Raw genomic sequence first — 24,818 nt, 5'->3', positions numbered from 1 at the left:
GGCTCAGGTGCCGCGGATCCTGGACTTCAGCCAGGCCCACCGCGGACCGAGGCGCTCCTCGAACCCGCGGTCGGTCGGCCGGTAGTAGTCGGTCTTGCCCTGGAGGTCGTCGGGCAGGTACGCCTGCTGGGCGACGCCGTCCGGCTCGGAGTGGGCGTAGACGTAGCCGTCGCCGTGCCCGAGGCGGGCCGCGCCGGCATACCCGCTGCCACGCAGGTGCGGGGGCACCGCCCCGCCGCGTCCCGCGCGCACGTCCGCGATGGCTTCGTTGATGCCGGTGTATGCCGCGTTGCTCTTGGGTGCGAGGGCGTTGTGGACGACCGCCTGGGCCAGGATGATGCGCGCCTCGGGCATGCCGATCTGGGCGACGGCGTGCATCGCGGCGACGGCGGTCTGCAGCGCCGTGGGGTCGCCCATGCCGACGTCCTCGCTGGCGGAGATGACGATGCGGCGGGCGATGAAGCGCGGGTCCTCCCCCGCCTCCAGCATCCGCGCGAGGTAGTGCAGGGCGGCATCGACGTCGGAGCCGCGCATCGACTTGATCAGCGCCGAGGCGACGTCGTAGTGCTGGTCGCCGGTCTTGTCGTAGCGCACACTGGCGAAGGCGACCGCCTGCTCGGTGTGCGCCAGGGTGATCTCGACCGGGCCGTCGACCTCGGCACCCGGGGCGATCTCGTCCAGGGCGACGCCTGCCGCGGCCTCCAGCGACGTGAGGGCTCGCCGCGCGTCCCCGCCGGCGATCCGCACCAGGTGGGCGCTGGCGTCGTCGGCCAGGCTGAACTCCCCCGCCAGCCCACGCTCGTCCGCGACGGCCGAGACGAGCACCTCGGCGACCTCCGAGTCCGAGAGGGAGCCCAGGGTGATGAGCATCGACCGGGACAGCAGGGGCGCGATGACGGAGAAGGACGGGTTCTCCGTCGTCGCCGCCACGAGGATGATCTGCCGGGTCTCGACGCCCGGCAGCAGCGCGTCCTGCTGGGCCTTGGTGAACCGGTGGATCTCGTCGAGGAAGAGCACGGTCTGCCGGTCGTACATGTCGCGGTCGCGGGCAGCCTGGTCCATGACCTGGCGCACGTCCTTGACGCCTGCCGTCACCGCCGACAGCTCGACGAACCGGCGACCGGCCGCCGTCGCCACGAGGTGCGCCAGCGTGGTCTTGCCCGTGCCCGGCGGGCCCCAGATGATCACCGACAGCGGCCCGGCAGCTCCGGCCGAGCCCTCGATCAGGCGTCGCAGCGGGCTCCCCGGGCGCAGCACCGAGGACTGGCCCCGCACCTCGTCGAGGTTCGCCGGCCGCATCCGGACGGCGAGCGGGGGCAGCGCCGCACCCGACGGCAGGCGGGCCCCGTCGACGGCCGCACCGGGACCACCTGCGGTCCCGCTGGCCGCCGCGAAGAGGTCGTCGCCATCGCCTGTCACCACGGATGGCAGGCTATCCCGCGTGACCGACGCGCCCGACCACCCCGACCGGTCGACCTCAGCCCTGTCCCACCTCGGCGGCCTCGTCGGGCGCCACCCGCGCACCGTGGTCCTCATCTGGCTCCTGGCCGTGGTCGCGTCGTTCGCCGGGGCCACTGGGGCGTTCGGCAACCAGTCGCTGTTCGAGCGCCTCCAGTCCGGCGACCCGTCCGTCGCCGGGGAGAACCTCCAGGGCCGTGACCAGCTCGTCGCGGCGGGTCGCTCCGCGACGAGCACCCACCTGCTCCAGGTCACGGACGCCGACGCCGCCGCCCCGGCGACCGTCGCTGCGGTGAAGGCTGCTGCGAGCGCGATCAGCGGCATCGACGGTGTCGCCTCGGTCGCCGCACCCCAGCTGGTGCCGGCAGGGCTCGACAGCCCCCAGGCGAAGACCCTGCTGCCGACGTCGGGTGACGGGTTCGCGGCCGTGGTGACGTTCGACCCCGGGCTCGAGGGCGATGCGCGGGACCGCGCCCAGGCGCAGGTCGACCAGCAGCTCGACGCCCTCGTGGCAGCCATCCCCGGCGCGCACGGCACGACCGGCGGCCTGGCCGACCTCATCCACGCCATCACCTCGCAGGTCGAGAAGGACCTGCGGGCCGGTGAGGGCATCGCCCTGCCGATCAGCTTCCTCGTCATGGTCCTGGTGTTCGGCGGGTTCGTCGCGGCAGGCATGCCGATCATCGGCGCCATCGCCTCGATCGCCGGCGCACTCGCCTCCCTCCTCGGCTTCTCGCACGTGATCGACCTCGACGCGACGGTGGTCAACGTCGTCACCGTCCTCGGCCTGGGCCTGTGCATCGACTACGGACTGCTCACGGTGAGCCGGTTCCGTGAGGAGCTGCGCAGGCGGGTGCAGGGCCGCCCGGCGTCGGAGATCACCCAGGAGGAGGTGCTCGCCGCCATCGTCCGGACCGTCGACTCGGCCGGCCGCACCGTGGTCTTCTCCGGGCTCACGGTCGCCATCTCGCTCGGGGGCCTGCTCGTCTTCGAGGCGTCGATCCTCAAGGCGATCGGCTCGGCCGGGTTGTCGGTGGTCCTCGTCGCGATGCTCGTCGCCCTCACCCTGGTCCCGGCGTTGTGCGTCCTGGGCGCCAGGCGACTGCTCAAGCGCGGCACCGAGCAGGCGCCGGAGGAGGGCGTGTTCTCGCGGCTCGCGACCCGCGTCTTCCGCCACCCCCTCCTGGTGATCCTCGCCGTCCTCGCCGTCCTCGGCACCCTCGCGGCGCCGGCGTTCGACCTGCGGCTCACCTCGTCGGGCAAGGAGCTCCTACCCGTGAGCGCCCCCCAACGCGAGTTCTTCACGACCCTCGAGGCCCGCTACCCGGGCCTGGCCGGCCCCGACGTCCAGGTCGTGGCCACCGCGAGCCCCGAGCAGGCGCAGGCGTATGCCGCGGCGCTGCCCGTCGTCGGCGGCACCCGCCTCACCGGCCGGGTCGAGGCGGTGTCCGACCGGCTCAGCGTCATCGCCATCGACACCCCCGGCGGCCCCCTGGACGACGGCGCCCGCGACGCCGTCACCGCCCTGCGCGCGGACCGACCGGACTTCCCCACCAAGGTGATCGGGCAGGCCTCCGGCCTGCGCGACTTCACCGACTCCCTGCGCGAGCGCGTGCCATACGCCTTTGCGCTCGTGGCCCTCGCGACGCTCGTGCTGCTGTTCCTCATGACGGGCTCGGTGGTCATCCCCGTCAAGGCCCTGCTCATGAACGTCGTCTCGCTCGGCGCCAGCCTCGGGATCGTCGTCTGGGTCTTCCAGCAGGGGCACCTCCAGGGGTTGCTGGGGTTCGACTCGGTCGGGGGCATCGAGTCGACGATCCCGATGCTCGTGCTGGCCTTCGGGTTCGGGCTGTCGATGGACTACGAGGTGTTCCTGCTGTCGCGCATCGTCGAGCTGCACGAGCGCGGCGCGGACAACGACCACGCCGTCATCGCCGGGCTGCAGCGGTCCGGGCGGATCATCACGTCGGCGGCGATCCTCGTCGTCATCGTGTTCTCGGGGTTCGTGGCGGGGCAGCTGCTCATCATCAAGGAGACGGGTGTCGGCCTGGCCGTGGCCGTGCTGCTCGACGCCACCCTCGTCCGCATGCTGCTCGTGCCGGCGACGATGGCCCTGCTCGGCGACTGGAACTGGTGGGCGCCGGCGCGGCTGAAGAGGTGGCACGCGCGGTTCGGGATCACGGAGTGACGCACGCGTCCGGCTCCTGCGCGAACAACGCTGTGCTGCAGGAGATCTCGAGCCACGAGGAGCTGTTGGCGTTCAGCGGTGGGAGCGCGTTCCTGCGGTGGGACATCCCCTCGCCCCTCGTGGGCGCCGCCCACTGCCTCGGTGCCGCGATGGCCCTCCCCCGCCAGACCCACACCCGCCGCCACGGGCTGCTCGTCATGGGTCCGCCCACGGACGTCGACGCGCTCATGGGCGAGCTGGTGGCGGCCCGGCTGCTGCCTGATCCGCTGGGTTCGGTGACGGTCGAGCGCGGGTCGCTGACCTCGGTCGCCCGCCACCTCCCGGTCACCGAGGGCAACGAGTGGGAGTGGTTATGCGCGACGCAGCCACCGTCGCAGGTCCCTGCCGAGGACCGGCTGGAGGTCCTCGGCGACGCCGACGAGGCCCCCATCCGTGCCCTGCTGGCGCTGGCCAACCAGCGCACCGAAGCGAGGCCGTTCGAGCGGGCCGACCAGCACTGGGTCGGGGTCCGCGCCGACGACGGCAGCCTGCTGGCCTGCGGCGTCCGCGAACCCAACGTGGCCGGCCACCCGCACCTGTCCGGCATCACGGTCCACCCGACGGCGCGTGGCACCGGTCTGGGCCTCGCGGTGACGGCCCGGCTCACGCGCGAGGCCGTCCGCGGCGCCGGGGTGTGCACCCTCGGGATGTACTCCGACAACGACGTGGCCCGCCGCCTCTACACGGGCCTCGGGTACGGCGAGGCACACCTCTGGTCGAGCCGGCGCCTGGCGACCGCCTGAGCGGGCGGCTGCACGGACCGTTGCCCACCCGGTGCCGGGCGAGGATCGTGGACCCATGGCACTCGACCTGCACGACCAGTGGTTCCGCGGCCTGTCCGAGCTGCGCCTCACCCGCACCACGAAGCGGCTGCGCGCCTCCCGGCACGGTCACCTCCTCGTCGACACGACCGATGCCCTGCTGGTGTGGGAGCCGCGCCGGGTGGTCCCGGAGTATGCCGTGCCGCCGGACACCTTCGCAGCCAACGGGATCGAGCTGGTGGACCTCCCCCGTCGTGAGCTCCCCGACGGGCTGCCCCCGGTCCTCGGGCCGCTGCACTTCGAGCTGCACACGTGCCCTGGGACCCCGGTGGCCGTGCGGGAGGGAGCACCCGACGACGATGCCGGTGGGCTCGTCGAGGTGGGCTTCCGCCCCGACGACCCGGACCTGGGTGGTCGTGTCGTCCTCGACTTCGCCCTGTTCGACTGGGTGGAGGAGGACCAACCGGTCATGGGCCACGCGCACGACCCGTGGAAGCGGATCGACGTGCTGCGCAGCGACCGGCACGTCGTGGTCAGCTTGGCTGGGACGGTGCTCGCCGAGTCCCGCAGGGCCCTCGCCGTCTATGAGACCGCCCTGCCGACCCGCTGGTACCTGCCCGTCGACGACGTCCGGATGGACCTCCTCACGCCGTCGCAGACGCACACCGTCTGCGCCTACAAGGGGCGGGCGAGCTACCTCGGCACCGGGGACGACGTCGGCGCGGACATCGCGTGGTTCTACCCCGACCCGCTCGACGACGCCGTCCGACTGCAGGACCACGTCGCGTTCTGGTCCGAGCGCTGTGAGGTGCTCGTCGACGGCGAGCGCCTCACCGGTGGGATGCCGGACGCCGAGCGCCCGGCGGCCGGCAGCCTGTGACGGCAGCCCCACGGGTGCGGGAGGTCCGCAGATCTGCAGAGACCCCCGAATGTGCTTAGGGTCGAATGGTCCAGCATTCGATTGAAAGGTGAACCACATGCCCACCGTCAAGGGATCCTCCGGCCTGCTGTCCAAGGACGTCGAGCTGCACTACGAGGACACCGGCGGCACCGGCCGCCCCGTCGTGCTGATCCACGGCTGGCCGCTCAGCGGCAGGTCCTGGGCCGACCAGGTGCCCGCGCTCACCGAGGCCGGCTACCGCGTGGTGACGTACGACCGCCGCGGTTTCGGCGAGTCCGACAAGCCCGAGAAGGGCTACGACTACGACACCTTCGCCGACGACCTCAAGGCGGTCGTCGAGGAGCTGGACCTGCGTGATGCCTCGCTCGTGGGGTTCTCGATGGGTGGCGGCGAGGTCGCCCGCTACATCGGCAGGCACGGCACCGACCGGGTGCACAGCGCCGTCTTCGCCGCAGCCATCCCGCCGTTCCTGCTCAAGAGCGACGACCACCCCGACGGTGGCCTCGACAAGGACACCGTGGCCGGCATGCAGGACGACCTGCGCAAGGACCCGCCGGCGTTCTTCGACGGCTTCACCACCGGGTTCTTCAGCGCCGGTGACGAGCTCAAGGTGAGCGAGGCCCAGCGCCAGGAGGCACTGGGCCTGGCTGCCCAGGCCGACCCCGAGGCCGCCGCCCAGTGCATCGCCGCCTGGGTCGAGGACTTCCGCGACGACCTCGCCAAGGTGGACGTGCCGACGCTGGTCATCCATGGCGACAGCGACGGCACGGTGCCGTTCGAGGTCTCCGGGCAGCGGACCCACGACGCGGTCGCCGGCAGCGAGCTGCACGTCGTCAAGGACGGCCCGCACGGCATCAACGTCTCCCACAAGGACGAGTTCAACAGCGCACTGCTGACCTTCCTCGCGAAGTAGCCAGCACCCCGGGCACGACGAAGGGCGGGGACCCGTGTGGTCCCCGCCCTTCGTCGTGCCCCGAGCGGGCTCGGATCAGCTGGTGGCGGAGGTCGCCGCCTCGGCGCCCTGGGCAGTGGGGGCGGCCGGCTTGGCGTCCACGCCGGCCTCCTTGCGCTGCTCCGGGGTGATCGGCGCCGGCGCGGCGGTCAGCGGGTCGTAGCCGCCACCGGACTTCGGGAAGGCGATCACGTCGCGGATCGAGTCGGTTCCTGCGAGCAGGGTGACGACGCGGTCCCACCCGAAGGCGATGCCGCCGTGCGGCGGGGCGCCGAAGGCGAAGGCGTCGAGGAGGAAGCCGAACTTGTCCTGCGCCTCCTCCTCCGACAGGCCCATGACCTTGAAGACCCGCTCCTGCACGTCGCGGCGGTGGATACGGATCGACCCGCCACCGATCTCGTTGCCGTTGCAGACCATGTCGTAGGCGTACGCCAGGGCAGGGCCGGGGTCGGTGTCGAAGGTGTCGAGGAACTCGGCCTTGGGCGAGGTGAAGGCGTGGTGCACCGCGGTCCAGGCGCCTCCACCGACGGCGACGTCACCGGCGGCGACGGCCTCGGAGGTCGGCTCGAACAGCGGGGCGTCGAGCACCCACAGGAACGACCAGGCGTCCTCGTCGATGAGCTCGCAGCGCTTGCCGATCTCGAGGCGGGCCGCGCCGAGGAGCGCCCGGGACGCCTTGGTCGTGCCCGCGCCGAAGAAGACGCAGTCACCGGGCTTGGCGCCCACGTGGGCGGCCAGCCCGTCGCGCTCGGCGTCGGTGAGGTTCTTGGCCACCGGACCGCCGAGCGTGCCGTCCTCCTGGACGAGCACGTAGGCCAGGCCCTTGGCTCCGCGGCTCTTGGCCCAGTCCTGCCAGGCGTCGAGCTGCTTGCGCGGCTGCGAGGCGCCCCCGGGCATGACGACGGCCCCGACGTACTCCGCCTGGAAGACCCTGAAGGGGGTGTCCTTGAAGTACTCGGTGCACTCGACGAGCTCGTTGCCGAACCGCAGGTCGGGCTTGTCCGAGCCGAACCGGCGCATCGCGTCGGCATAGGTCATCTGCAGGAACGGCGTCTGCAGCTCCACGCCGATCAGCTTCCAGACCTCGCGCACGATCTCCTCACCGAGCTCGAGCACGTCGGACTGCTCGACGAACGACATCTCGATGTCGAGCTGGGTGAACTCCGGCTGGCGGTCGGCGCGGAAGTCCTCGTCGCGGTAGCAGCGGGCGATCTGGTAGTAGCGCTCCATACCGGCGACCATGAGCAGCTGCTTGAACAGCTGCGGGCTCTGCGGCAGGGCGTACCAGGAACCGGGCGCGAGGCGTGCGGGCACGAGGAAGTCGCGGGCACCCTCGGGGGTGGACCGGGTCAGGGTCGGGGTCTCGATCTCGACGAAGTCGCGGGCACCGAGCACCGAGCGGGCCGCGGCGTTGACCTTGGACCGCAGGCGGACCGCGGCCCCGGCCGACGAGGCACCCGGGCGACGCAGGTCGAGGTAGCGGTGCTTGAGGCGGGCCTCCTCGCCGACGGTGACGCGCTCGTCGATCTGGAACGGCAGCGGCGCGGAGGCGTTGAGCACCTCGATCTCGCCGGCGATGACCTCGATCTCGCCGGTGGGCAGGTCGGCGTTGGCGTTGCCCTCGGGACGGGTCCGCACCTCGCCGACGACACGCACGCAGTACTCGTTGCGCAGGTCGTGGGCGCCACCCTGCTCGAGCACCTCGTCACGGACGACCACCTGCGCGACGCCACTGGCGTCCCTCAGATCGAGGAACGCGACTCCGCCGTGATCGCGCCGACGGGCGACCCAGCCCGTGAGCGTGACGGTCTGGCCGGAGTGGTCGGCACGCAACGTGCCGGCCTCGTGGGTGCGAAGCACAGGAGATCCTTCGAGGTCGGGGACAGAACGCTCTGACGAGCCCGCCCATCCTACGGACCGAGTCGCAACCCCCACGAATCGGTTTCCGCCTCCCCGGCGGACGACTCGTCAGTCGCGGACGACACCGTCGAGGTAGACCCACCGGCCGGCCCGACGGACGAACCTGCTGCGCTCGTGCAGGGGCCCGTCCACGTGCGTCGCGACGAACTCGACCTCTCCGGTCCCGTCGTCCTCCCCACCGCCGACGACGTCGAGCACCTCGAGCCGCAACCAGCCGGGGTCGGGAGCGACCTCGAGCGGGTCCGGCCGGTGGCGGGGGTGCCAGGTCCGCACGAGGTATGGCGCGTCGCCACGCACGTACGCGGCATACCTGCTGCGCATGAGCTGCTCGGCCGTGGTGGCCACGGACTCGCCGGCGTGGAGCGGGCCGCAGCAGGCGGCATAGGGCTCACCGGTGCCGCAGGGGCAGTCACCGGCGGCAGTGACCCCCGACGCACCGACACCGAACGTGCCGGCCACGTCAGGAGCCGGCAGGGTCGCGGTGCGCCGGGTGGCTGGGCCAGGGCGCGTCGACGGGGCGCAGCGTCGTCCACCCCTGGTCGCGGGAGGCGAGGGCGGCCAGGGCGGCGATGCCCATGGTCGCGTTGTGCAGCTGACCGGCCAGGAACGCGTCGCGCACCTGCTCGAGCGGCACCCAGCGCAGCGGCATGCCGAGCTCCTCGCCGTCGCGGTCGTGCCGCTCGTCGTGGGGCACCGCGGAGAGGTCACGGGCGAGGTAGATGCGCAGGGCCTCGTCGAGCCCTCCGGGCGAGCTGACGTAGTCGGCCAGCACGTGCCAGGTGGCGGCGACGAGGTCGGCCTCCTCGTGCAGCTCGCGGGCGGCCCCGACGTGCGGCGGCTCCCCGTCGACGTCGAGCAGCCCGGCCGGGATCTCCCACTCGAACGCCCGGATCGGGTGGCGGTACTGCTGGATCAGGCACAGCCGCCCCTGCTCGTCGACGGCGGCGACCGCGACGGCCCCGGGGTGGCGCACGAACTCGCGCGTCACCTCACCGGCCGCGCCGAGGTCGACCGTCTCGCTGACGACGTCCCACACGCGTCCCTCGAAGACCGTCGAGGAGGCCACCACCGGGCGCGCCTCGAACCGGTCGGCCAGCGACTCGAGCGGGGACCCGCTCACGCCGTGGCGGTCGCGTCGGCAGCCGCCCGCGGGCGCTCGACCTCGACCAGCCGGGCAGCGCGCTGCGCGTTGATCGCGGCCTCGACGAGACCGGCGAACAACGGGTGGGCGCGGTGCGGGCGGGACTTGAACTCCGGGTGCGCCTGGGTCGAGACGTAGTAGGGGTGCACCTCGCGCGGCAGCTCGACGAACTCGACGAGGTTGCCGTCCGGGGACAGGCCGGAGAACACCAGACCGGCCTCCTCGAGCTCCTTGCGGTACCCGTTGTTGACCTCGTAGCGGTGCCGGTGGCGCTCGTCCACGGCCACGGCGCCATACGCCTCGGCGATGACCGAGCCCTCGGCGAGCTTGGCGGGGTAGGCACCCAGGCGCATCGTGCCGCCCAGGTCGCCGGCACCCTCGACGAACGCCTTCTGCTCCTCCATGGTCGCGATGACCGGGGCCGGGGTCTGCGGGTCGAACTCCGTGGAGCTCGCACCCTCGATCCCGGCGACGTTGCGCGCGTACTCGATGACCATGCACTGCAGGCCCAGGCAGATGCCGAGCGTCGGCACCTGCTTCTCGCGGGCCCAGCGCAGGGCGCCGAGCTTGCCCTCGATGCCGCGGACGCCGAAGCCGCCGGGCACGAGCACCGCGTCGACGCCGCCCAGCGCACGCTGCGCGCCGGCCTCGGTCTGGCACTCGTCGCTGGCGACCCAGCGGATGTGCACCTTCGCGTCGTTCTGGAAGCCACCGGCACGCATGGCCTCGGTGACCGACAGGTACGCGTCGGGCAGGTCGATGTACTTGCCGACCAGGGCGATCTCGACGGTGTGCTCGGGGCTGTGCACCCGGCGCAGGAGCTCGTCCCAGTCGTGCCAGTCGACGTCCCGGAAGTTCAGGCCCAGGCGACGGATGACGTACGCGTCGAGGCCCTCCTTGTGCAGCACCTTCGGGATGTCGTAGATGCTCGGGGCATCGACGGCAGCGGCGCAGGCCTCGGTGTCGACGTCGCACATGAGCGAGATCTTGCGCTTGATGCCGTCGGGGATCTCACGGTCGGCACGGAGCACGAGCCCGTCGGGCTGGATGCCGACCTGGCGCAGGGCTGCGACGGAATGCTGCGTGGGCTTGGTCTTGAGCTCACCGCTGGGGGCGAGGTACGGGACCAGCGAGACGTGGAGGAAGAAGACGTTGTCGCGGCCCACGTCGTGGCGGACCTGGCGGGCGGCCTCGAGGAACGGCAGCGACTCGATGTCGCCGACCGTGCCACCGATCTCGGTGATGATGATGTCCGGCGCCTCGGACTGCGGGACGCCGGGGCTGCCGGCGGCCTGCGCCCGCATGCGTTCCTTGATCTCGTTGGTGATGTGCGGGATGACCTGGACGGTGTCGCCGAGGTACTCCCCGCGACGCTCCTTGGCGATCACCTGGTTGTAGATCTGGCCCGTCGTGACGTTGGCGCTGCCCACGAGGTTGCTGTCGAGGAACCGCTCGTAGTGCCCCACGTCGAGGTCCGTCTCGGCCCCGTCGTCGGTCACGAAGACCTCGCCGTGCTGGAACGGGTTCATCGTCCCGGGGTCCACGTTGAGGTACGGATCGAGCTTCTGCATCGTGACGCGTAGACCACGCGACCGCAGAAGAAGGCCGAGGCTCGACGCCGTCAGACCCTTGCCCAAAGAGGAGGCAACGCCCCCGGTTACGAAGATGTGTTTCGTCTGCTCCACCACGGGATTCAAGCCTACGTCATCCCGGGCAGGCCTGAGTACCACTCGCGCCAGCGACGCGCGGTCGCGAGCCCGTCGTCCCAGGATGTGGCGCGCTCCCGCCCCTGCTGGGAGAGCCTCCCGCGCCGCTCCTCGTCCCCGAGGATCTCGTCGACGGCGGCCGCGAACCCGGGCGGGTCGCCGACCGGGACGAGCACACCGGCACCCTCCACCACGTCGTGCAGGCCGCCGGTGTCGCTGGCCACCACGGGCACACCGGCGGCCATCGCCTCCTGAACCACGAGCGCCCGCGCCTCCCACCGGCTCGGCAGGACGAACACCTCGGCGGCCCGCAGCCACGATGTCGGGTCCGCGACCGCCCCGACGAAGTGCACCGGGGCGCCGTCGTCGGCCGCGCGCCGCCGCAGCTCGGACAGCAGCACGTCGTCGCCGTCACCGACGACGACCCACGCCACGGGCGCGGCCACGAGGCCGGCCGCCTCGACGAGCACGTCGAGGTTCTTCTGGGGGGCGATGCGCGAGATCGTGAGCACGAGCGCGCCCGGTCCGGGTATGCCGTGGGCCTCCAACAGCGCGTCGGCCGCGGCCCGGCGTGCGGCCACGTCGGCGAGCGGCGCCGCCACCAGGGCCGGGACCCGTGGGGACGGCACCGGCGCCAGCCGCGCGCCCTGCGCCCCGTGCGCGGCGGCTTCCTCGACCAGGTCGCTCGAGGCCCCGGTGACGAGGGCCGAGTGCCGGGCGACGAGCGACTGCAGGACGTTCGAGATCACCCTCCGGGGGCCCCGGGCGCCGAGCACGGCGTTGTGCTGGCTGACGACCACGGGGGTGCCCGTGCCGGTCGCCGCCAGGACGGCGAGCAGTCCTGCCTGGTGGCCGTGCGCGTGCACGACGTCGGACGTCCGCGCCAGCCCGTGCAGCCGCCACAGCGACCGGACCGCCGAGGGGAGGCCACCCGCGCGCGACGGCCACCAGCGCAGCGCCCCGGGCAGCTCGAACCGGTCGGCCGTGAGGTCGTCGGTGACGAAGACCACCTCGTCGCCCATGGCCCGCAGGTGCGTCGCGAGGTCGACGGCGTGCAGGCCGATGCCCCCGGTGGAGCGACCGACCACCATGGCCACCCTCACGCGGCGCTCCCCCGCCGACGGCTGCGGCCCCGGTCGCGCAGGGTCTTGACGGTGCTCCGGTCGGCCACCGCCATGACGAGCAGGTAGGTCCCGAGGGTGGTCAGGGCCACGACGAACCCGCTGCCCAGCGCGCTCCAGAGGGAGGTGGCGGGAATCGCCCGGCTGACCACGTCGCCGATGGCCAGCGCGACGGCGACAGCGACGACCGCAGCGCCCAGCGTCCGGCCGCTGCCGTGGGTGGCCTCGGCGCCCCAGGCCCGGCGCACGAGCACGCCGAGCAGGACGGCCGAGACGGTCATGCCGACCGACGACGAGACCCCCAGGATGCCCAGCGTGGTTCCGGCACCCGAACCCTCCGGCAGCAGGCCCAGCGGCAGGAGCGCGGAGATCGCCCACCCGGCGGCCACGGCCGCGGCGGCGAGCGACGGACGCCCCCGGACGTACAGCGCCCGTGTCAGGAGGGCTGCGACGCCGAAGCCCAGGAGGCCGGGGGCGTACGCCGACAGCGTCCCCGGCAGGGCCGCGAGAGCCACGCCACCGCCGGCGCGGGCACCGCGGTCGAGGTGGTCGAAGAACACCCCGACCGCCGGGGCCACGGTCATGAGGACGGCTGCTGCACCGGCGGTCAGCAGGATGATGCCCTGCAGCGCCCTCGCGAGGGTGTCGCGGGACGCCGTTCCCGCGAAGCCGGCCGACTCCTCGGCCGCGGTATGGGCCAGCGCCGGGAAGGCCGACGTCGCGATCGGGACGGCCAGCACGGCATACGGGAGCAGGTAGACGGCCTGGGCGTAGGTGTAGACGTTGACCGTGCCCACCACGTCGGTCCGGTGGTGGGTGATCCACAGGACCGTCAGGACGGAGGCCTGCTGGGCGATGAGCGCCACCACCCCGGCGCCCGCGAGCGAGCGGGCCCGGCGGGCCAGCCGGTCGGGGAAGGTCAGGGTGGGGCGCAGGTGCACCCCCGACCCCAGCACGGGGACGAGCAGCGGGAGGCTCAGGACGACCACCCCGAGGGTGGTGCCGCCGGCGAGGGCCCAGACCGCCGGGTCCGGGACGTCGGACGGCGAGGTGGCGTGGTCGACCATGACCGCATAGGCGATGTAGGCCCCGATCACGACGAGGCTCGACAGGAGCGGCGCCAGGGCCGCGGCGAAGAACCTGCGTCGCGCCTGGAGGACGCCGGACAGGACGATCCCCACGCCGTAGAGCAGGACCTGGGGGGCGAAGAGGACGAGCATGTGCGAGCCGAGCGCGACGTCGCCGGAGGTCGCGCCGGCCCCGAGCAGTGCTCGGCTCAGCCAGGGGGCGAGCACACCGAGCAGCAGGCTCAATGGCGCAAGGACCACGACGGCCCAGCCGAGCAGTGCCGACGCGGTGCGGTCGGCCTCCTCGGTGCGACCCAGCCCCAGCTGGCCGGCGATGAGTGGCACGGCCACCGCCGCGAGGACCCCGCCGGCTGCCACCTCGTAGACGACATTGGGGAGGATGTTGATGGTCTGGTAGATGTCGCCGACCTCGGTGGTGCCGACACCCTTGGAGAAGACCAGGGTCCGGCCGAAACCCACCACGCGGGCTGCCAAGGTGACGAGGGCGATCACCCCCGCGGCCTTCGCGACGGACAGACCGACCGACCGGGCGTTCGAGCGTTCTTCCGGGCGATCGTCGGAGCGGGCGTCCGAGCGGTCGGCGGAACCGGGCGCGGCGGAGGTCACCGGCGGCCCAGGGCGTCGAGGTCGCGCAGGACGGGGGTCGACTCGATCACGGAGGTGAAGGACACCTTCTCCGAGGCGAGGGTCAGCGCGGTCAGGGCCGCGAGGGCGGCGAGCCGGCCCCGGCGCCCGGTCGACTGGACGAGCGCTGTGCCGAGCAGGGCGCCCGCGCTGTTGGCCCCGGTGTCACCGAGCATGGCCTCGCCGGCCAGGTCGGGCTTCAGCAGCCCCGAGGCTGCACCCGCGGCCGCGGCGGCCGCAGAGGCCCCGCGTGGACGCGTCGCCGCGAGCGCACCCCAGAGCAGGGTCACCTTGAGCGCGCGCCCGGGGCGCAGGTCCAGCAGGTTGAGGAGGTTCGCCGAACCCGCGACGACGGCCCCACCCACGAGGGTGTCGACGACCGTCGGTGCCACGGAGCCGGGGCCGAGCCTGCGCGCGCGCCGGTCGACGAGGGCGGCCGAGGCCAGCCCGGTCAGCCCCAGCCCGAGGATCTTCACCGCGCCGGTGGTCACCTCGCCGCGGGCCAGGGCACCGAGGTGGCCCTTGAAGCCCTTGCTCGACGAGTCGCCCACGAGGTCGTCGAGCGCACCGAGGCCGGCCGCCGCCGTGGCCGCGACCACCGGCCCAGGCCCCCCGCCGGCGAGGGCTGCCGCGCAGGCGGCACCGGCGGCATACGCGGGGCCCTCGAGGAGGGTCACCGTTCCACCCGCGTGGTTGGTGCGGTCCCACCGGTCCGCGCCACCGGGGGGCACCGCCCGCAGCAGGGCCAGCGCGCCGGCGGACACGACGCCGGCGACCGCACCGGTCACCAGGGGGTGCAGCGCACGCACGGCAGGGCCTACTTCGTCGCCAGCTGCGGGAAGGCCGCGGTGGCGTCGCCGGCCAGGCCGTACGCCCCGGCCTTGCCCGCCTCCTGCTCGAGGATGCCGAACACCACGCTCGCCTGGCCCATCGGCAGCTCGCCGTCATCGACGGTGGACAGCACGTCGGACAGGTCGTTGTCGTCGCGCACCGCGGTCACCACGGAGGAGACGCCCGTGGCGCCCGGGGTGCTGGTCGTGCTGGTCAGGACGGCACCGGCGCCGGCCGCGTCCATCGCGACCGAGAGCTGGGCGAGGGCGGTGGTCCGGGCCGTGCGCGCTGCCGAGTCCGACCCGGTGACCGGTCCGGAGACGACGACGGCGACGCTGGCGGGGGTGACGGCGTCGGAGCTGTACTTGATGAGGTCACCCGTGCGCATCACCTCGAGCGCTGCCGCGGCACCGGTCGAGGCCGAACCCGCCTTGGTGAGGACCGAACGCGCGAGCACGGTGTCGATGACGTTGCCCTGGGCGTCCAGCGGCACACCGACCTGGCTCGCGAGCTGCTGGCCGAGGCTGGCGCGGAACGACGCCTTGTCGGGGTCGACCCACGCGTCCTGGACCTGGATCGAGGAGCCGATCTTGGCCCCGGCAGCCGTCAGCGTCTCGGTCGTCGACTTCACGAGGCCGGCATCCGCACCCGGCAGGACGATCACGGCGACCGTCGTGTCGGTGAGGCGGCTCGCGAGCAGGCTGCGGTTGCTCGCGGTCGTGAACTCGTCCCGCGCCTTGGTGCCGCGGTCGGCCGCGTCGAGCTGCGCCCGCAAGGTGGCCTTGTCGGCGCGCAGGTTCTTCACCTCGGACGTCAGGGTGTTGCCCAGGTCCTCCTTGAGGGGACCGGCACCGAGCACGATGCCCACGGCGAGTGCCAGGAAGATCGAGACGATGGAGACGAGGTGGTACCGGAAGTCGATCACGTGACAATTCCTACGACGAAGGACCACAGGTCGTCCCAGCGAGCGCCGAGGACCTGCAGGAGGGCGCGCCCACCCGTCGTCGACCAGAGCGCCGCGAACAGGGCACTCAGGCCGACGAGCAGCATGAACGTGAGGGTGAGGTTGGAGATGCGGGAGCGGTAGAGCCGGCTGACGCCCTTGGCGTCGACGAGCTTGCCACCCACCCGCAGCCGGGTGAGGAAGGTGCTGGCCATGCCGCTGCGACCCTTGTCGAGGAACTCGACCAGGGTGGCATGGGTTCCGACGGCGACGATGAGCTCGGCGCCCTTGTCGTCGGCGAGGAGCATGGCGACGTCCTCGCTGGTGCCGGTGGCCGGGAAGACGACGGGTTCGATCCCGAGGCGCCGGACGCGCTCGAGGCCGGGGGCGTTGCCGTCGCGGTAGGCGTGGACGACCACCTCCGCACCGCACCGCAGCGTCGCGTCCGACACGGAGTCCATGTCGCCGACGATGAGGTCGGGCTTGAGGCCGACCTCGAGGAGCGCGTCGGCGCCGCCGTCGACACCGATGAGGACCGGGCGGTACTCGCGGATGTAGCTCCGCAGCGTCTGCAGGTCCTCCTTGTAGTGGTACCCGCGGACGACGATCAGCGCGTGCCGGCCGTCGATCTCGGTCGTGATGTCGGGGACCCCGACACCGTCGAGCAACAGGTCCCGCTCACGACGGAGGTACTCCATCGTGTTGGCGGCGAACGCCTCGAGCTGCACCGCGAGCCCGGCCCGCGCCTCGGTCATGGCGGCTGCGACGATCTCGTGGTCGAACGCCTGGCCGCTGGCCACGACCTGGTCGCCCAGCCACAGGTCGTCGCCGTCCAGCCGGACCTGCTGGCCGTCCTGGAGGTCGTGCATGACATCGGCACCGACGTTGTCCAGCAACGGGATCCCGGCATCGATGAGGATCTCGGGCCCGAGGTTCGGGTACCTCCCGGAGATCGACGGGGCGGCGTTGACGACGGCGGCCGGCTTGCAGGCCAGCAGCGCCTCGGCGCTCACCTTGTCGATGTCCTGGTGGTTGATCACGGCGATGTCGCCGGGACGCAACCGCTTGGTGAGGTTCTTGGTCCGGGCGTCGACGCGGGCCAGCCCACGGACCCCGGGGCTCTCGGGTTCGCGGGCTCGCTGGCGGGGAATCTTCAGGGGCATCGCGGCCATCCTCCCACGGCGGCAGCGCTGTTCAGCGCGCCCCACGCGGGGGTGGCGCCGGTCGACCGGGACGGGTCGGGAGGCTCAGGAGGCTGCGGCCGCGGTGCGCCGTGCGGACGTGCTGGCGACGAGCTCACGGGCGTGGTCCAGGGCCGCCTCGCTCTCGCCACCGGACATCATCCGGGCCAGCTCGCGCAACCGCTCGTCGCCTTCGAGGGCGTGGATCCCGCTCGACGTGATGTGCCCGTCGCTCGCCTTGCGCACCACGAGGTGCCGGTCCGCGTATGCCGCGACCTGCGGCAGGTGGGTGACGACGACGACCTGGGCGTGCTCGGCCAGGGCGGCGAGGCGCGCGCCCACGTCGAGGGCGGCGGACCCGCCGACTCCTGCGTCGACCTCGTCGAACACGAACGTCGGGACGTCGGCACCGCCGGCAGCGCCGGTGACGACCTCGAGGGCGAGCATGACGCGCGAGAGCTCACCACCCGACGCAGCCTTGGCCACCGTCCGCGCCGGGCTGCCGGGGTTGGCGGCGAGCAGGATCTCGACGTCGTCGGCGCCGTGCCGACCGAGCCCCGCAGTGCGCGGCGTGACGGCGACCTCGACGGTCGCCTGACCCATGGCCAGGTGGGACAGCTCGGTCGTCACGGCCTTGGCCAGCCTCGCGGCGGCCTTGCTCCGCGCCCGGGTGAGGGCCGCCGCGGCGACCGTGCGCTCACGGTCGAGCTCGGCCACCCGTGGCTCGAGCTCGGAGATCCGGCTGTCGGAGCCGAGCAGCAGGTCCAGCCGCTGCGCCGCCGAGCGACCCCACTCCAGGGCGTCCTCGACGGTCTCCCCGTACTTGCGCGTCACCGCAGTGAGGTCGGCGCGCCGCTGCTGCACCCAGGCGAGGCGGGCGGGGTCGACGTCGACGTCGGTGAGGTACGAGCTCAGGTCGGCGGCCAGGTCCGCCACGAGGTAGCCGATGTCGGCGAGCCTGCGGTCGAGCTCGCGCAGGGCCGGGTCGTGCCCGACCTCACCGGTGAGGGCCTGGCGTGCGGCCGCGATCGTCTCGACCGCGCTGGCACTGGGCTCCGCTGCATACTCCTGGGCGCCACCGAGGTGGTCGTGCGCCAGGGCAGCAGCCGTCCGCAGACCCTCGGCGTGGCTGAGTCGCTCGTCCTCGATGCGCAGGTCGGCGTCCTCGCCGGGCTGCGGGTCGAGCTGTTCGAGCTGCTCGAGCCCGTGCTGGAGCACCTCGACCTCGCGGGCCCGGTCACGGGCCTGCTCGCGCAGGTGGGCGAGCTCCGCGCGGGCGGCTTCGTGCTCGTCGTGGAGCTCGGTGTAGCGGACCAGCGCCTTGGCGACCGGGGCCCCTCCGAACTGGTCGAGCATGGCCCGGTGCTGATCGCCGTGCCGCAGCCGCCACTGGTCGGCCTGGCCGTGGACCGCGACGAGGTGCTCCCCCACCTCGGCGAGGACGCCGACGGGGGCACTGCGCCCGCCCACGTGGGCGCGCGAGCGACCCTCGGCTGACACCGAACGGATGAGGACCAGTCCGTCACCGACCTCGGCGCCGGCCTCGGCGGCACGCACCGACGCGGGATGGTCCGGCCCGACCTCGACCAGGCCCTCGACCACGGCAGACGCCGCCCCGGCGCGGACCAGGCCGGCGTCCGCGCGGGCACCGAGCAGCAGACCGAGGCCGGTGACGACCATGGTCTTGCCGGCGCCGGTCTCACCCGTGAGCACGTTGAGCCCGGGGTGCAGGTCGAGCACGGCGTCGTCGATGACGCCGAGTCGCTGGATCCTCAGTTCCTGCAGCACGGGGCCACCCTCTCACGCGCCCACGACGCCACCGCGCCACGCGTCCCACGTCGCGTCGAGGTCACGACCGGGCAGGGAGGACGCAGAACTCGTTGCCGGAGGGGTCGGTGTAGCTGCGCCACGGCAGGTCGCCCCAGCCGGGGTGCCACCGCTTCCCTCCCCGCTCGACGATCCGGGACTCGATCTCGTCGGGGTCCTCACCGGCCTCGAGGCGGACGTCGAGGTGCACCCGGTTCTTCCCGGGTCCCTTGGGCTCCGCTTCGGTGCACAGCTCGAGGAGCGGTCCGCGCAGCGACGGGTGGCGCAGAGTCTGCGGAGCCGCACCCGGCGCAGGGACCCAGCCGGTCAGCCAGGCCCAGAACTCCGCGTCCCGCCCGGGGTCGGTCGAGTCGAGCGGCAGCGCCGCGATGGGGCCGGTGTCGGCATACACCGAACGCTCCTCCATGACGCAGCAGGGATTGCCCTCCGGGTCGGCCAGCACGACCCACGGCACGTCCTGCTGCCCGATGTCGAGGTGGCGGGCGCCCAGCCCCAGCAGCCGCTCGACCTCGGCCGCCTGACGGTCGCCGCCGAGGAGGTCGAGGTGCAGCCGCAGCGGCTCGGACGGCGACTCGGGGACGCGCTGGAAGCACAGGTCGAGCACGGGGCCGCCGTCGATGGTCAGGCGGGTCTCGAACCCGTCGGGCTCGTCGGTGAGGCGCTCCCCGCCCACCACGGCCTCCCAGAACCGCCCTGTGCGCTGGGGCTCGACGGCGTCGAAGACGAGGTTCTCCAGGAACATGCGCCCACCCTAGGACTCGGAGGCGACACCCCGCCCGGCGCGGGCGGCCTCCTCGCGACGGGCCTGACCGCGCCAACCGTGGATGTTCAGGTCGAACTTGGCCACGAGGCGGTCGGTGAACGGCGAGGTGCTGAGCCGGGCCAGGCGGACCGGCGTCTCGGACCGGACCACCTGGATCCGGGCTCCGGGCGGCAGGTCCACGGCGCGGCGGCCGTCGCACCACAGCGCACCGGTGCCGAGCGTGTCGGGCACCACCTCGAGCGCCAGGTGCGACTGGGGCCCGAGGACGAGCGGACGGGCGAACAGGGCGTGCGCACTGATCGGCACGAGCAGGAGGGCCTCGACGTCGGGCCACACGACCGGGCCACCGGCCGAGAAGGCGTAGGCCGTCGAGCCGGTCGGCGTCGCGACGACCACCCCGTCGCATCCCCAGGTCGTGAGCGGCCGGCCGTCGACCTCGGCCACGACCTCGAGCATGCGTTCGCGGTTGGCCTTCTCGACGGTCACCTCGTTGAGGGCCCAGCTGGAGTAGACGGGCGTCCCGTCGACGTGGGCGGTGACCTCCAGGGTCATCCGCTCCTCCACGGTGTAGGTACGGGCGACGATGTGCTCGACGGTCGAGCCGAGGTCCTCGCGCTCGGCCTCGGCGAGGAACCCCACGTGGCCGAGGTTCACACCGAGCAGCGGTGCGCCCGTGCCACGGGACATCTCCGCCCCGCGCAGGATCGTGCCGTCGCCGCCGAGCACGCAGATCAGCTCGCAGCCCTCCGCGGGGTTGTCCGCCGTCGCGAGCCGAACGCCGGGGTGGTCGCCCAACCCGAGCAGCTGGGCCTCCTCCGGCTGCATGACGACCTCGATGCCCGCCGCGTGCAGCCGCTTCACCACGTCGATGGCGATGTCGTGGGCCTCCTGCCGGCGCGGGTGGGCGACGAGCAGGATCCGGCGCTGGTCTGCAGTGCTCACGGGGCTCCCTTCAGGCTCACCAGGTCTGCGGTTCTCACCAGAGCCTCCCATCCCAGGGATTCCTCGGCGCGCGGGGTCAGCCACAACAGGTACTCGGCGTTGCCCTCTCCCCCGCGGATCGGGCTCTCGGCCAGGCCCTTCGGGTGCAGCCCCGCCTCGATCGCCGCCCGGGTCACCTCGGTCACCGCCCAGGCGCGGTCCCCCTGGCTGCGGACGATCCCGCCCTTGCCCAGGCGGGTCCGACCCACCTCGAACTGCGGCTTGACCAGCACGAGGGCGTCCCCCGAGTCCTGGACGAGCGCACGGAAGGTCGCGAGGACCAGGGTCAGGGAGATGAAGCTGAGGTCGGCCACCAGGAGGTCGACCGGTCCACCGATGTCGGTGGGCTCCAGTCCTCGGACCGTCGTCCGGCTGCGCTCGGTGACCCGTGCGTCGTCCGCGAGCTCGGCGACGAGCTGTCCGTGCCCGACGTCCAACGCCACCACGTGCGCCGCCCCCTGGTGGAGCAGCACCTGGGTGAACCCACCCGTCGAGGCTCCGACGTCCAGGCACCGCTTGCCCGCCGCCGTCAGCCCCTGCCCGCCGAACACGTCGAAGGCCCCCACGAGCTTGTATGCCGCGCGGCTCACCCAGCGCGGCCCGGCCTCGCGGACGTCGATGTCGTCGCCGGGGCGCACCGGGGTGGAGATCTTGGCTGCCTCGGTGCCGTTGACGTGGACGTCCCCGGCCTCGACGAGCGCCCGGGCATGGCCGCGCGACCGCGCCAGCCCGCGGCGGACGAGCTCGACGTCGAGCCGGGTGGTGTCGCTCACTCGCCGCCGAGGTGGGACAGCCGACCCTGGAGCGTCTGGTGCACCCGACGGCCGGCCTCGATCTGGGCGTCCAGGTCGTCCGCCGGGGCGTCCCGCAGGTCCTGCAGGGCGGAGTCGATGACGATGTCACCGGTGCCGTGCTCACCGAGGTCGGGAGCGTCGGTCTGCACCGGCGCACCGGGTCCAGGTGCAGGCGGCGCGGGTGCACTGGGCGCGGGCGCATTGGGCCCGGGCGGGCCGGGGACCGGCGGACCCGGGACCGGGGTCGGCGTGCTGGCAGGAGTGGGTTCGCTCACGAGGTCGCCTTCTTGGTCGCGGTCTTGCGGGTCGTGCTCTTCGTCGCCGTCGCCTTGCGGGCCGGTGCCGCCTTCTTGGCCGGCGCAGCCTTTGTCGCGGGAGCCGCCTTCGTCGTCGCAGCAGCCTTTGTCGCGGGAGCCGCCTTCGTCGTCGCAGCAGCCTTTGTCGCGGGAGCTGCCTTTGTGGCCGGCGCAGCCTTCTTCGCAGCAGCCTTCTTGGCCGGCGCAGCCTTCTTCGCAGCAGCCTTCTTGGCCGAAGGCGTGGCGGGTGACGGCGTGCTGGTGGCAGGCGCGACGGGTCGGGCGGAGGTGGACACCGCACCGGACCTGCCCAGGCCTCCGCGGGAGGCACCGGCGACGGCCGAGGCGCCGGTGGTCACCACGAGGGCTCGCAGGTCTGCGAGCTCCTTGCTCACCCCGGCGAGGGCGGTCCGCGCCGCGTCGAGGTCGCCCACCCGAGCCACGTCGGCACGCTTGAGCGCCGTCTCCACCTCGCCCTGGATCAGGGCCACGAGGTTGGCGCGGTTGGACTTCGCCACGTCGAGCAGCTCCTCGGCCACGGTGGAGGCCTGGACGACCTTGCGGGTCACCTCATCGGCACCGGGCAGGGCCAGCAGGCCCTGGGCCGCCTCCATCGCCTTGGCCATGGTCAGCTCCCCCAGTCCGGTCGCGAGCTGGATGTAGCCGCGCAGTGACTCGAATGCCATGGGAAACCTCCTGGGTGGAGCGGCTGGACGCCGCTGCTGGTCGTTCACGCTACTGCCAGTCGTCGAGGTCCCGCACGAGACGTCGCACCGTCTCGGTGTCGAGGTCACCGTCGTCGAGCCCCTGGTGGAGCGCGGCGATCCCGGCCCGAGCCGCCTCCATCGCGGCCCCTTGGCTCGCCACCTCCCACCGACCGTCGACGACCCGTCGCCGGTCGTTCCCGCATACCCACCAGGAGTAGTCGGTCTCGGCGTCGTCGTACTCGTCCTGCAGTGACCGCAGGTCCTCGACGAGGTAGGTGGGTCGCAGCTGCCTGGGTGCCGTCGCGAGCGTGGTCACCGAGTCGACGCCCGTGAGCACCAGGACAGAGTCCATCCCCGCGCTGACCGCACCGGCGATGTCGGTGTCCAGACGGTCCCCGACGGCCAGCACCCGACGGACCTCGATCCCGAGGCGCCCGGCGCACAGGTGGTACAGCGGCGCCTCGGGCTTGCCGACCACGACGGGGTCCCGGTTCACCGCACGGCGAACGGCTGCCACGAGGGTGCCGTTGCCCGGGGCGGTGCCGCGGTGCGTCGGGAGGGTGCCATCGGTGTTGGTGGCCACCCACATGGCTCCCGCGGCCACGGCATACGCGGCCTCGGCGAGGTCGGCAGCGGTCACGTCGGGGCCGTAGCCCTGCAGCACGCCGGCCACCCGCTGGCCGGGGTCGTCGCGCACCTGGGCGGCCTGGAGGACACGGAACCCCTTGGCCTGCAACGCCTCCCGCACACCCACGCCACCGACGGCGAGCACCCGCGCGCCGTGGGGCAGGTGCGCAGCGAGCTCCTCGGCACCGGCCTGCGAGCTGGTGGCCACGTCTCGGCCACTCGCGTGGAGACCGAGGTCGGTCAGGTGCGCCGCGACCTCCTCGGGAGGACGGGACGCGTTGTTCGTCGCGTAGACGATCGGCACGGTGAGGCCCGAGAGCGCGCCGACCGCGTGGTCGACAGCATCGGGGCCGCGGTAGACCACACCGTCGAGGTCACAGACGACCGCGGCGTACCGCTCGATCAGGCTCGCCACCTAGCGGACGTCCTCGTCGCGTCCACGGCCACCCTCGACCTCGGACCGGTCAGCACCGCGGTCACGGGGGTCGGAGACGTCGGTGTCGTCGTCCTCACCCTCGAGCAGGTCGGTGAGGATGACCCCGTCGAGCTCGGCCAGCCGCTCGGCGGCGTCGGTCTCGAGCTCGTGGTCGGCGTCGGCCGCGCGGGCGAACCACTCACGCGCGTCCTCCTCGCGACCCGTGGCGAGCAGCGTCTCGGCGTAGGCGTACGACAGGCGGGCGGCCCACGGCTTGCGGCTGGAACCCTTGAGCTGCGGGATCTCCAGGGCGAGACGGGCAGCATCGAGCTGACCCAGGTCACGGCGGATGCCGGAGATGACGATGGCCAGCTCGACCCTGTCCTCGACGGCCAGGGACCGCGCCTCGGGCGACATCGCGAGCTCCAGCGCGCGCTCCGGGCGACCCAGGCCCCGCTCGCAGTCGACCATGAGGGCCAACATGTGCGAGGAGCCGCTGAGGCGGCGAGCCGTACGGAACTCGCTCAGGGCCCGCGCCCACTCCCCCTTGCGGTAGGCGACCAGTCCCAGCGCCTCGCGGGCGGCCGGCACCCGGCCGGCCCGCCGGACAGCGGTCTCGGCGTGGGCCTCGGCCCCGATGAAGTCGTCGACCTCGAGGAGCGCGGCAGCCATCACGAGGTGCTGGGCGACCCCCTCGGCGTTCTCCTTGCTCAGGGTGCGCAGCTGCACGTGGATGGAACGGTCGAGCTCCTTGCCCGTGACGCCTTCGGCGATGCGGGGTTCGGGGAGCTTGGGCTTCTTCGGAGCCAGGCGCGGCCCACCACGACGCTCGCTGTTGTCGAAGCTGCCGGCGTCACGGTCGTCCCGATGGCCCACGCCGCCACGACGCTCGGAGCCACCCGGCGGGCGACCACCGGGACGGCCGCCGCCCGGACGTCCACCACCCTGGCCGCGGTAGCCGCCCTCGGAGCCACCACGCTCCGCACCCCGGTCGGACCCACCGGAGGGGCCACCGCGATAGCCGCCGCGGTCGGCACCACCGGAACCGCCCGAGGAGCCGCCAGAGGAACCACCGCGATAGCCGCCGCGGTCAGCACCACCGGAACCGCCCGAGGAGCCGCCAGAGGAACCACCGCGATAGCCGCCGCGGTCAGCACCACCGGAACCGCCCGAGGAGCCGCCAGAGGAACCACCGCGATAGCCGCCGCGGTCGGCACCACCGGAGGAGCCACCGCGGTACCCACCGCCTGCGCCGCCCTGACCACCGCGCGAGCCTCCGGCGCCACCAGGACGTCCGCCGCCCGAGGATGGACGACGGCCCTGGCCGTCACGACCTGACTGGTTCTCGGACACGAAATGCTCCTCGCTGTGCAGTAATCGACTCGCAGTCTACGGACTCGTCCGGACCCGGGCACTCCCGGTGCCCCCTGGGCTGTGACTGCGATGAACGGTGTTCTCGTGTGCGGGTGCGCAAAGCACCGCAAAAGCCAAAAGGGCCTTCCCGTGTGGGAAGGCCCTTTTGAAAGTATGTCCGGCTGCGTCCTACTCTCCCAC

22 protein-coding genes are annotated in these 24,818 nt (G+C 73.0%); 4 read left to right on the top strand and 18 right to left on the bottom strand.

Annotated features, from left to right (window positions below):
* Positions 1 to 3 precede the first annotated feature (3 nt).
* Complete coding sequence (locus ACYVKF_RS15400) at positions 4 to 1,299, bottom strand: replication-associated recombination protein A (protein ID WP_460968764.1); 1,296 nt, start codon at positions 1,297 to 1,299, stop codon at positions 4 to 6.
* Between the two features lie 142 nt (positions 1,300 to 1,441).
* On the opposite strand from ACYVKF_RS15400, the gene ACYVKF_RS15395 reads away from it, so the two are divergent.
* The 4 genes from ACYVKF_RS15395 to ACYVKF_RS15380 all read left to right on the top strand — a co-directional run bounded on the left by ACYVKF_RS15395 (position 1,442) and on the right by ACYVKF_RS15380 (position 6,260).
* A complete protein-coding gene (locus tag ACYVKF_RS15395; RefSeq protein WP_460967569.1) occupies positions 1,442 to 3,646 on the top strand; it encodes an MMPL family transporter in 2,205 nt (734 codons plus the stop codon).
* Entirely contained in the window at positions 3,643 to 4,428 is a 786-nt protein-coding gene (locus tag ACYVKF_RS15390) for a GNAT family N-acetyltransferase (RefSeq protein ID WP_460967567.1), read from the top strand. The genes ACYVKF_RS15395 and ACYVKF_RS15390 overlap by 4 nt, the downstream gene beginning before the upstream one ends.
* Positions 4,429 to 4,483: 55 nt before the next feature.
* Positions 4,484 to 5,326, top strand: coding sequence for a DUF427 domain-containing protein (locus ACYVKF_RS15385; protein WP_460967565.1), 843 nt, complete (start codon positions 4,484 to 4,486; stop codon positions 5,324 to 5,326).
* A gap of 97 nt (positions 5,327 to 5,423) precedes the next feature.
* Positions 5,424 to 6,260, top strand: coding sequence for an alpha/beta fold hydrolase (locus ACYVKF_RS15380; protein WP_460967562.1), 837 nt, complete (start codon positions 5,424 to 5,426; stop codon positions 6,258 to 6,260).
* 75 nt (positions 6,261 to 6,335) lie between these two features.
* Here ACYVKF_RS15380 and aspS read toward each other — a convergent pair whose 3' ends face one another.
* The 17 genes from aspS to ACYVKF_RS15295 all read right to left on the bottom strand — a co-directional run bounded on the left by aspS (position 6,336) and on the right by ACYVKF_RS15295 (position 24,140).
* Positions 6,336 to 8,159, bottom strand: coding sequence for an aspartate--tRNA ligase (aspS, locus tag ACYVKF_RS15375; RefSeq protein WP_460967560.1), 1,824 nt, complete (start codon positions 8,157 to 8,159; stop codon positions 6,336 to 6,338).
* Between the two features lie 108 nt (positions 8,160 to 8,267).
* A complete protein-coding gene (locus tag ACYVKF_RS15370; RefSeq protein WP_056914221.1) occupies positions 8,268 to 8,678 on the bottom strand; it encodes a YchJ family protein in 411 nt (136 codons plus the stop codon).
* 1 nt (position 8,679) lies between these two features.
* Positions 8,680 to 9,339: an NUDIX domain-containing protein gene (locus tag ACYVKF_RS15365; RefSeq protein WP_056914220.1), complete on the bottom strand. Its 660-nt coding sequence runs from the start codon at positions 9,337 to 9,339 to the stop codon at positions 8,680 to 8,682.
* Positions 9,336 to 11,048 carry a CTP synthase gene (locus ACYVKF_RS15360; protein ID WP_460967557.1) on the bottom strand — a complete coding sequence of 571 codons (1,713 nt, stop codon included), beginning with the start codon at positions 11,046 to 11,048 and terminating at the stop codon, positions 9,336 to 9,338. Before ACYVKF_RS15360 ends, ACYVKF_RS15365 begins: the two co-directional genes overlap by 4 nt.
* 11 nt (positions 11,049 to 11,059) lie before the next feature.
* Positions 11,060 to 12,169 carry a glycosyltransferase family 4 protein gene (locus tag ACYVKF_RS15355; RefSeq protein ID WP_460967555.1) on the bottom strand — a complete coding sequence of 370 codons (1,110 nt, stop codon included), beginning with the start codon at positions 12,167 to 12,169 and terminating at the stop codon, positions 11,060 to 11,062.
* The gene (gene murJ / locus ACYVKF_RS15350) at positions 12,166 to 13,881 is read right to left on the bottom strand and encodes a murein biosynthesis integral membrane protein MurJ (RefSeq protein WP_460967553.1); all 1,716 of its coding nucleotides are present in this window, start codon (positions 13,879 to 13,881) and stop codon (positions 12,166 to 12,168) included. The genes ACYVKF_RS15355 and murJ overlap by 4 nt, the downstream gene beginning before the upstream one ends.
* Complete coding sequence (locus ACYVKF_RS15345) at positions 13,878 to 14,708, bottom strand: hypothetical protein (protein ID WP_460967551.1); 831 nt, start codon at positions 14,706 to 14,708, stop codon at positions 13,878 to 13,880. Before ACYVKF_RS15345 ends, murJ begins: the two co-directional genes overlap by 4 nt.
* Positions 14,709 to 14,716: 8 nt before the next feature.
* Positions 14,717 to 15,655 carry a copper transporter gene (locus ACYVKF_RS15340; RefSeq protein ID WP_056914215.1) on the bottom strand — a complete coding sequence of 313 codons (939 nt, stop codon included), beginning with the start codon at positions 15,653 to 15,655 and terminating at the stop codon, positions 14,717 to 14,719.
* Positions 15,652 to 16,836, bottom strand: a complete 1,185-nt coding sequence (gene steA / locus ACYVKF_RS15335; protein WP_056918886.1) for a putative cytokinetic ring protein SteA — start codon at positions 16,834 to 16,836, stop codon at positions 15,652 to 15,654. Before steA ends, ACYVKF_RS15340 begins: the two co-directional genes overlap by 4 nt.
* Before the next feature lie 84 nt (positions 16,837 to 16,920).
* Positions 16,921 to 18,642: a DNA repair protein RecN gene (gene recN, locus ACYVKF_RS15330; protein WP_460967548.1), complete on the bottom strand. Its 1,722-nt coding sequence runs from the start codon at positions 18,640 to 18,642 to the stop codon at positions 16,921 to 16,923.
* Between the two features lie 61 nt (positions 18,643 to 18,703).
* A complete protein-coding gene (locus ACYVKF_RS15325) occupies positions 18,704 to 19,423 on the bottom strand; it encodes a VOC family protein (protein ID WP_460967547.1) in 720 nt (239 codons plus the stop codon).
* A 9-nt stretch (positions 19,424 to 19,432) separates the two neighbouring features.
* A complete protein-coding gene (locus ACYVKF_RS15320) occupies positions 19,433 to 20,386 on the bottom strand; it encodes an NAD kinase (protein WP_460967546.1) in 954 nt (317 codons plus the stop codon).
* Positions 20,383 to 21,198: a TlyA family RNA methyltransferase gene (locus ACYVKF_RS15315; RefSeq protein ID WP_460967544.1), complete on the bottom strand. Its 816-nt coding sequence runs from the start codon at positions 21,196 to 21,198 to the stop codon at positions 20,383 to 20,385. Before ACYVKF_RS15315 ends, ACYVKF_RS15320 begins: the two co-directional genes overlap by 4 nt.
* On the bottom strand, positions 21,195 to 21,368 hold the full coding sequence (locus ACYVKF_RS15310; RefSeq protein ID WP_460967543.1) for a hypothetical protein: 174 nt from the start codon (positions 21,366 to 21,368) through the stop codon (positions 21,195 to 21,197). Before ACYVKF_RS15310 ends, ACYVKF_RS15315 begins: the two co-directional genes overlap by 4 nt.
* Before the next feature lie 122 nt (positions 21,369 to 21,490).
* Positions 21,491 to 22,201, bottom strand: coding sequence for a hypothetical protein (locus ACYVKF_RS15305; protein ID WP_460967541.1), 711 nt, complete (start codon positions 22,199 to 22,201; stop codon positions 21,491 to 21,493).
* A 49-nt stretch (positions 22,202 to 22,250) separates the two neighbouring features.
* Complete coding sequence (locus ACYVKF_RS15300; protein ID WP_460967540.1) at positions 22,251 to 23,264, bottom strand: HAD-IIA family hydrolase; 1,014 nt, start codon at positions 23,262 to 23,264, stop codon at positions 22,251 to 22,253.
* Positions 23,265 to 24,140, bottom strand: a complete 876-nt coding sequence (locus ACYVKF_RS15295; RefSeq protein WP_460967539.1) for a tetratricopeptide repeat protein — start codon at positions 24,138 to 24,140, stop codon at positions 23,265 to 23,267.
* Positions 24,141 to 24,818: the final 678 nt, after the last annotated feature.

The sequence above is a fragment of the Pedococcus soli genome (assembly GCF_054782575.1).
Note: the sequence above shows the minus strand (reverse complement) of the source record. Positions and strands in the feature narration are given on the sequence as shown.

Bases quoted from the DNA above. Each gene is read 5' to 3' on its own strand.
- ACYVKF_RS15400 (WP_460968764.1), bottom strand. From the start codon at position 1,299: ATGCGGCCGGCGAACCTCGACGAGGTGCGGGGCCAGTCCTCGGTGCTG.
- ACYVKF_RS15385 (WP_460967565.1), top strand. From the start codon at position 4,484: ATGGCACTCGACCTGCACGACCAGTGGTTCCGCGGCCTGTCCGAGCTG.
- ACYVKF_RS15325 (WP_460967547.1), bottom strand. From the start codon at position 19,423: ATGTTCCTGGAGAACCTCGTCTTCGACGCCGTCGAGCCCCAGCGCACA.
- steA (WP_056918886.1), bottom strand. From the start codon at position 16,836: ATGCCCCTGAAGATTCCCCGCCAGCGAGCCCGCGAACCCGAGAGCCCC.
- ACYVKF_RS15305 (WP_460967541.1), bottom strand. From the start codon at position 22,201: ATGGCATTCGAGTCACTGCGCGGCTACATCCAGCTCGCGACCGGACTG.
- ACYVKF_RS15380 (WP_460967562.1), top strand. From the start codon at position 5,424: ATGCCCACCGTCAAGGGATCCTCCGGCCTGCTGTCCAAGGACGTCGAG.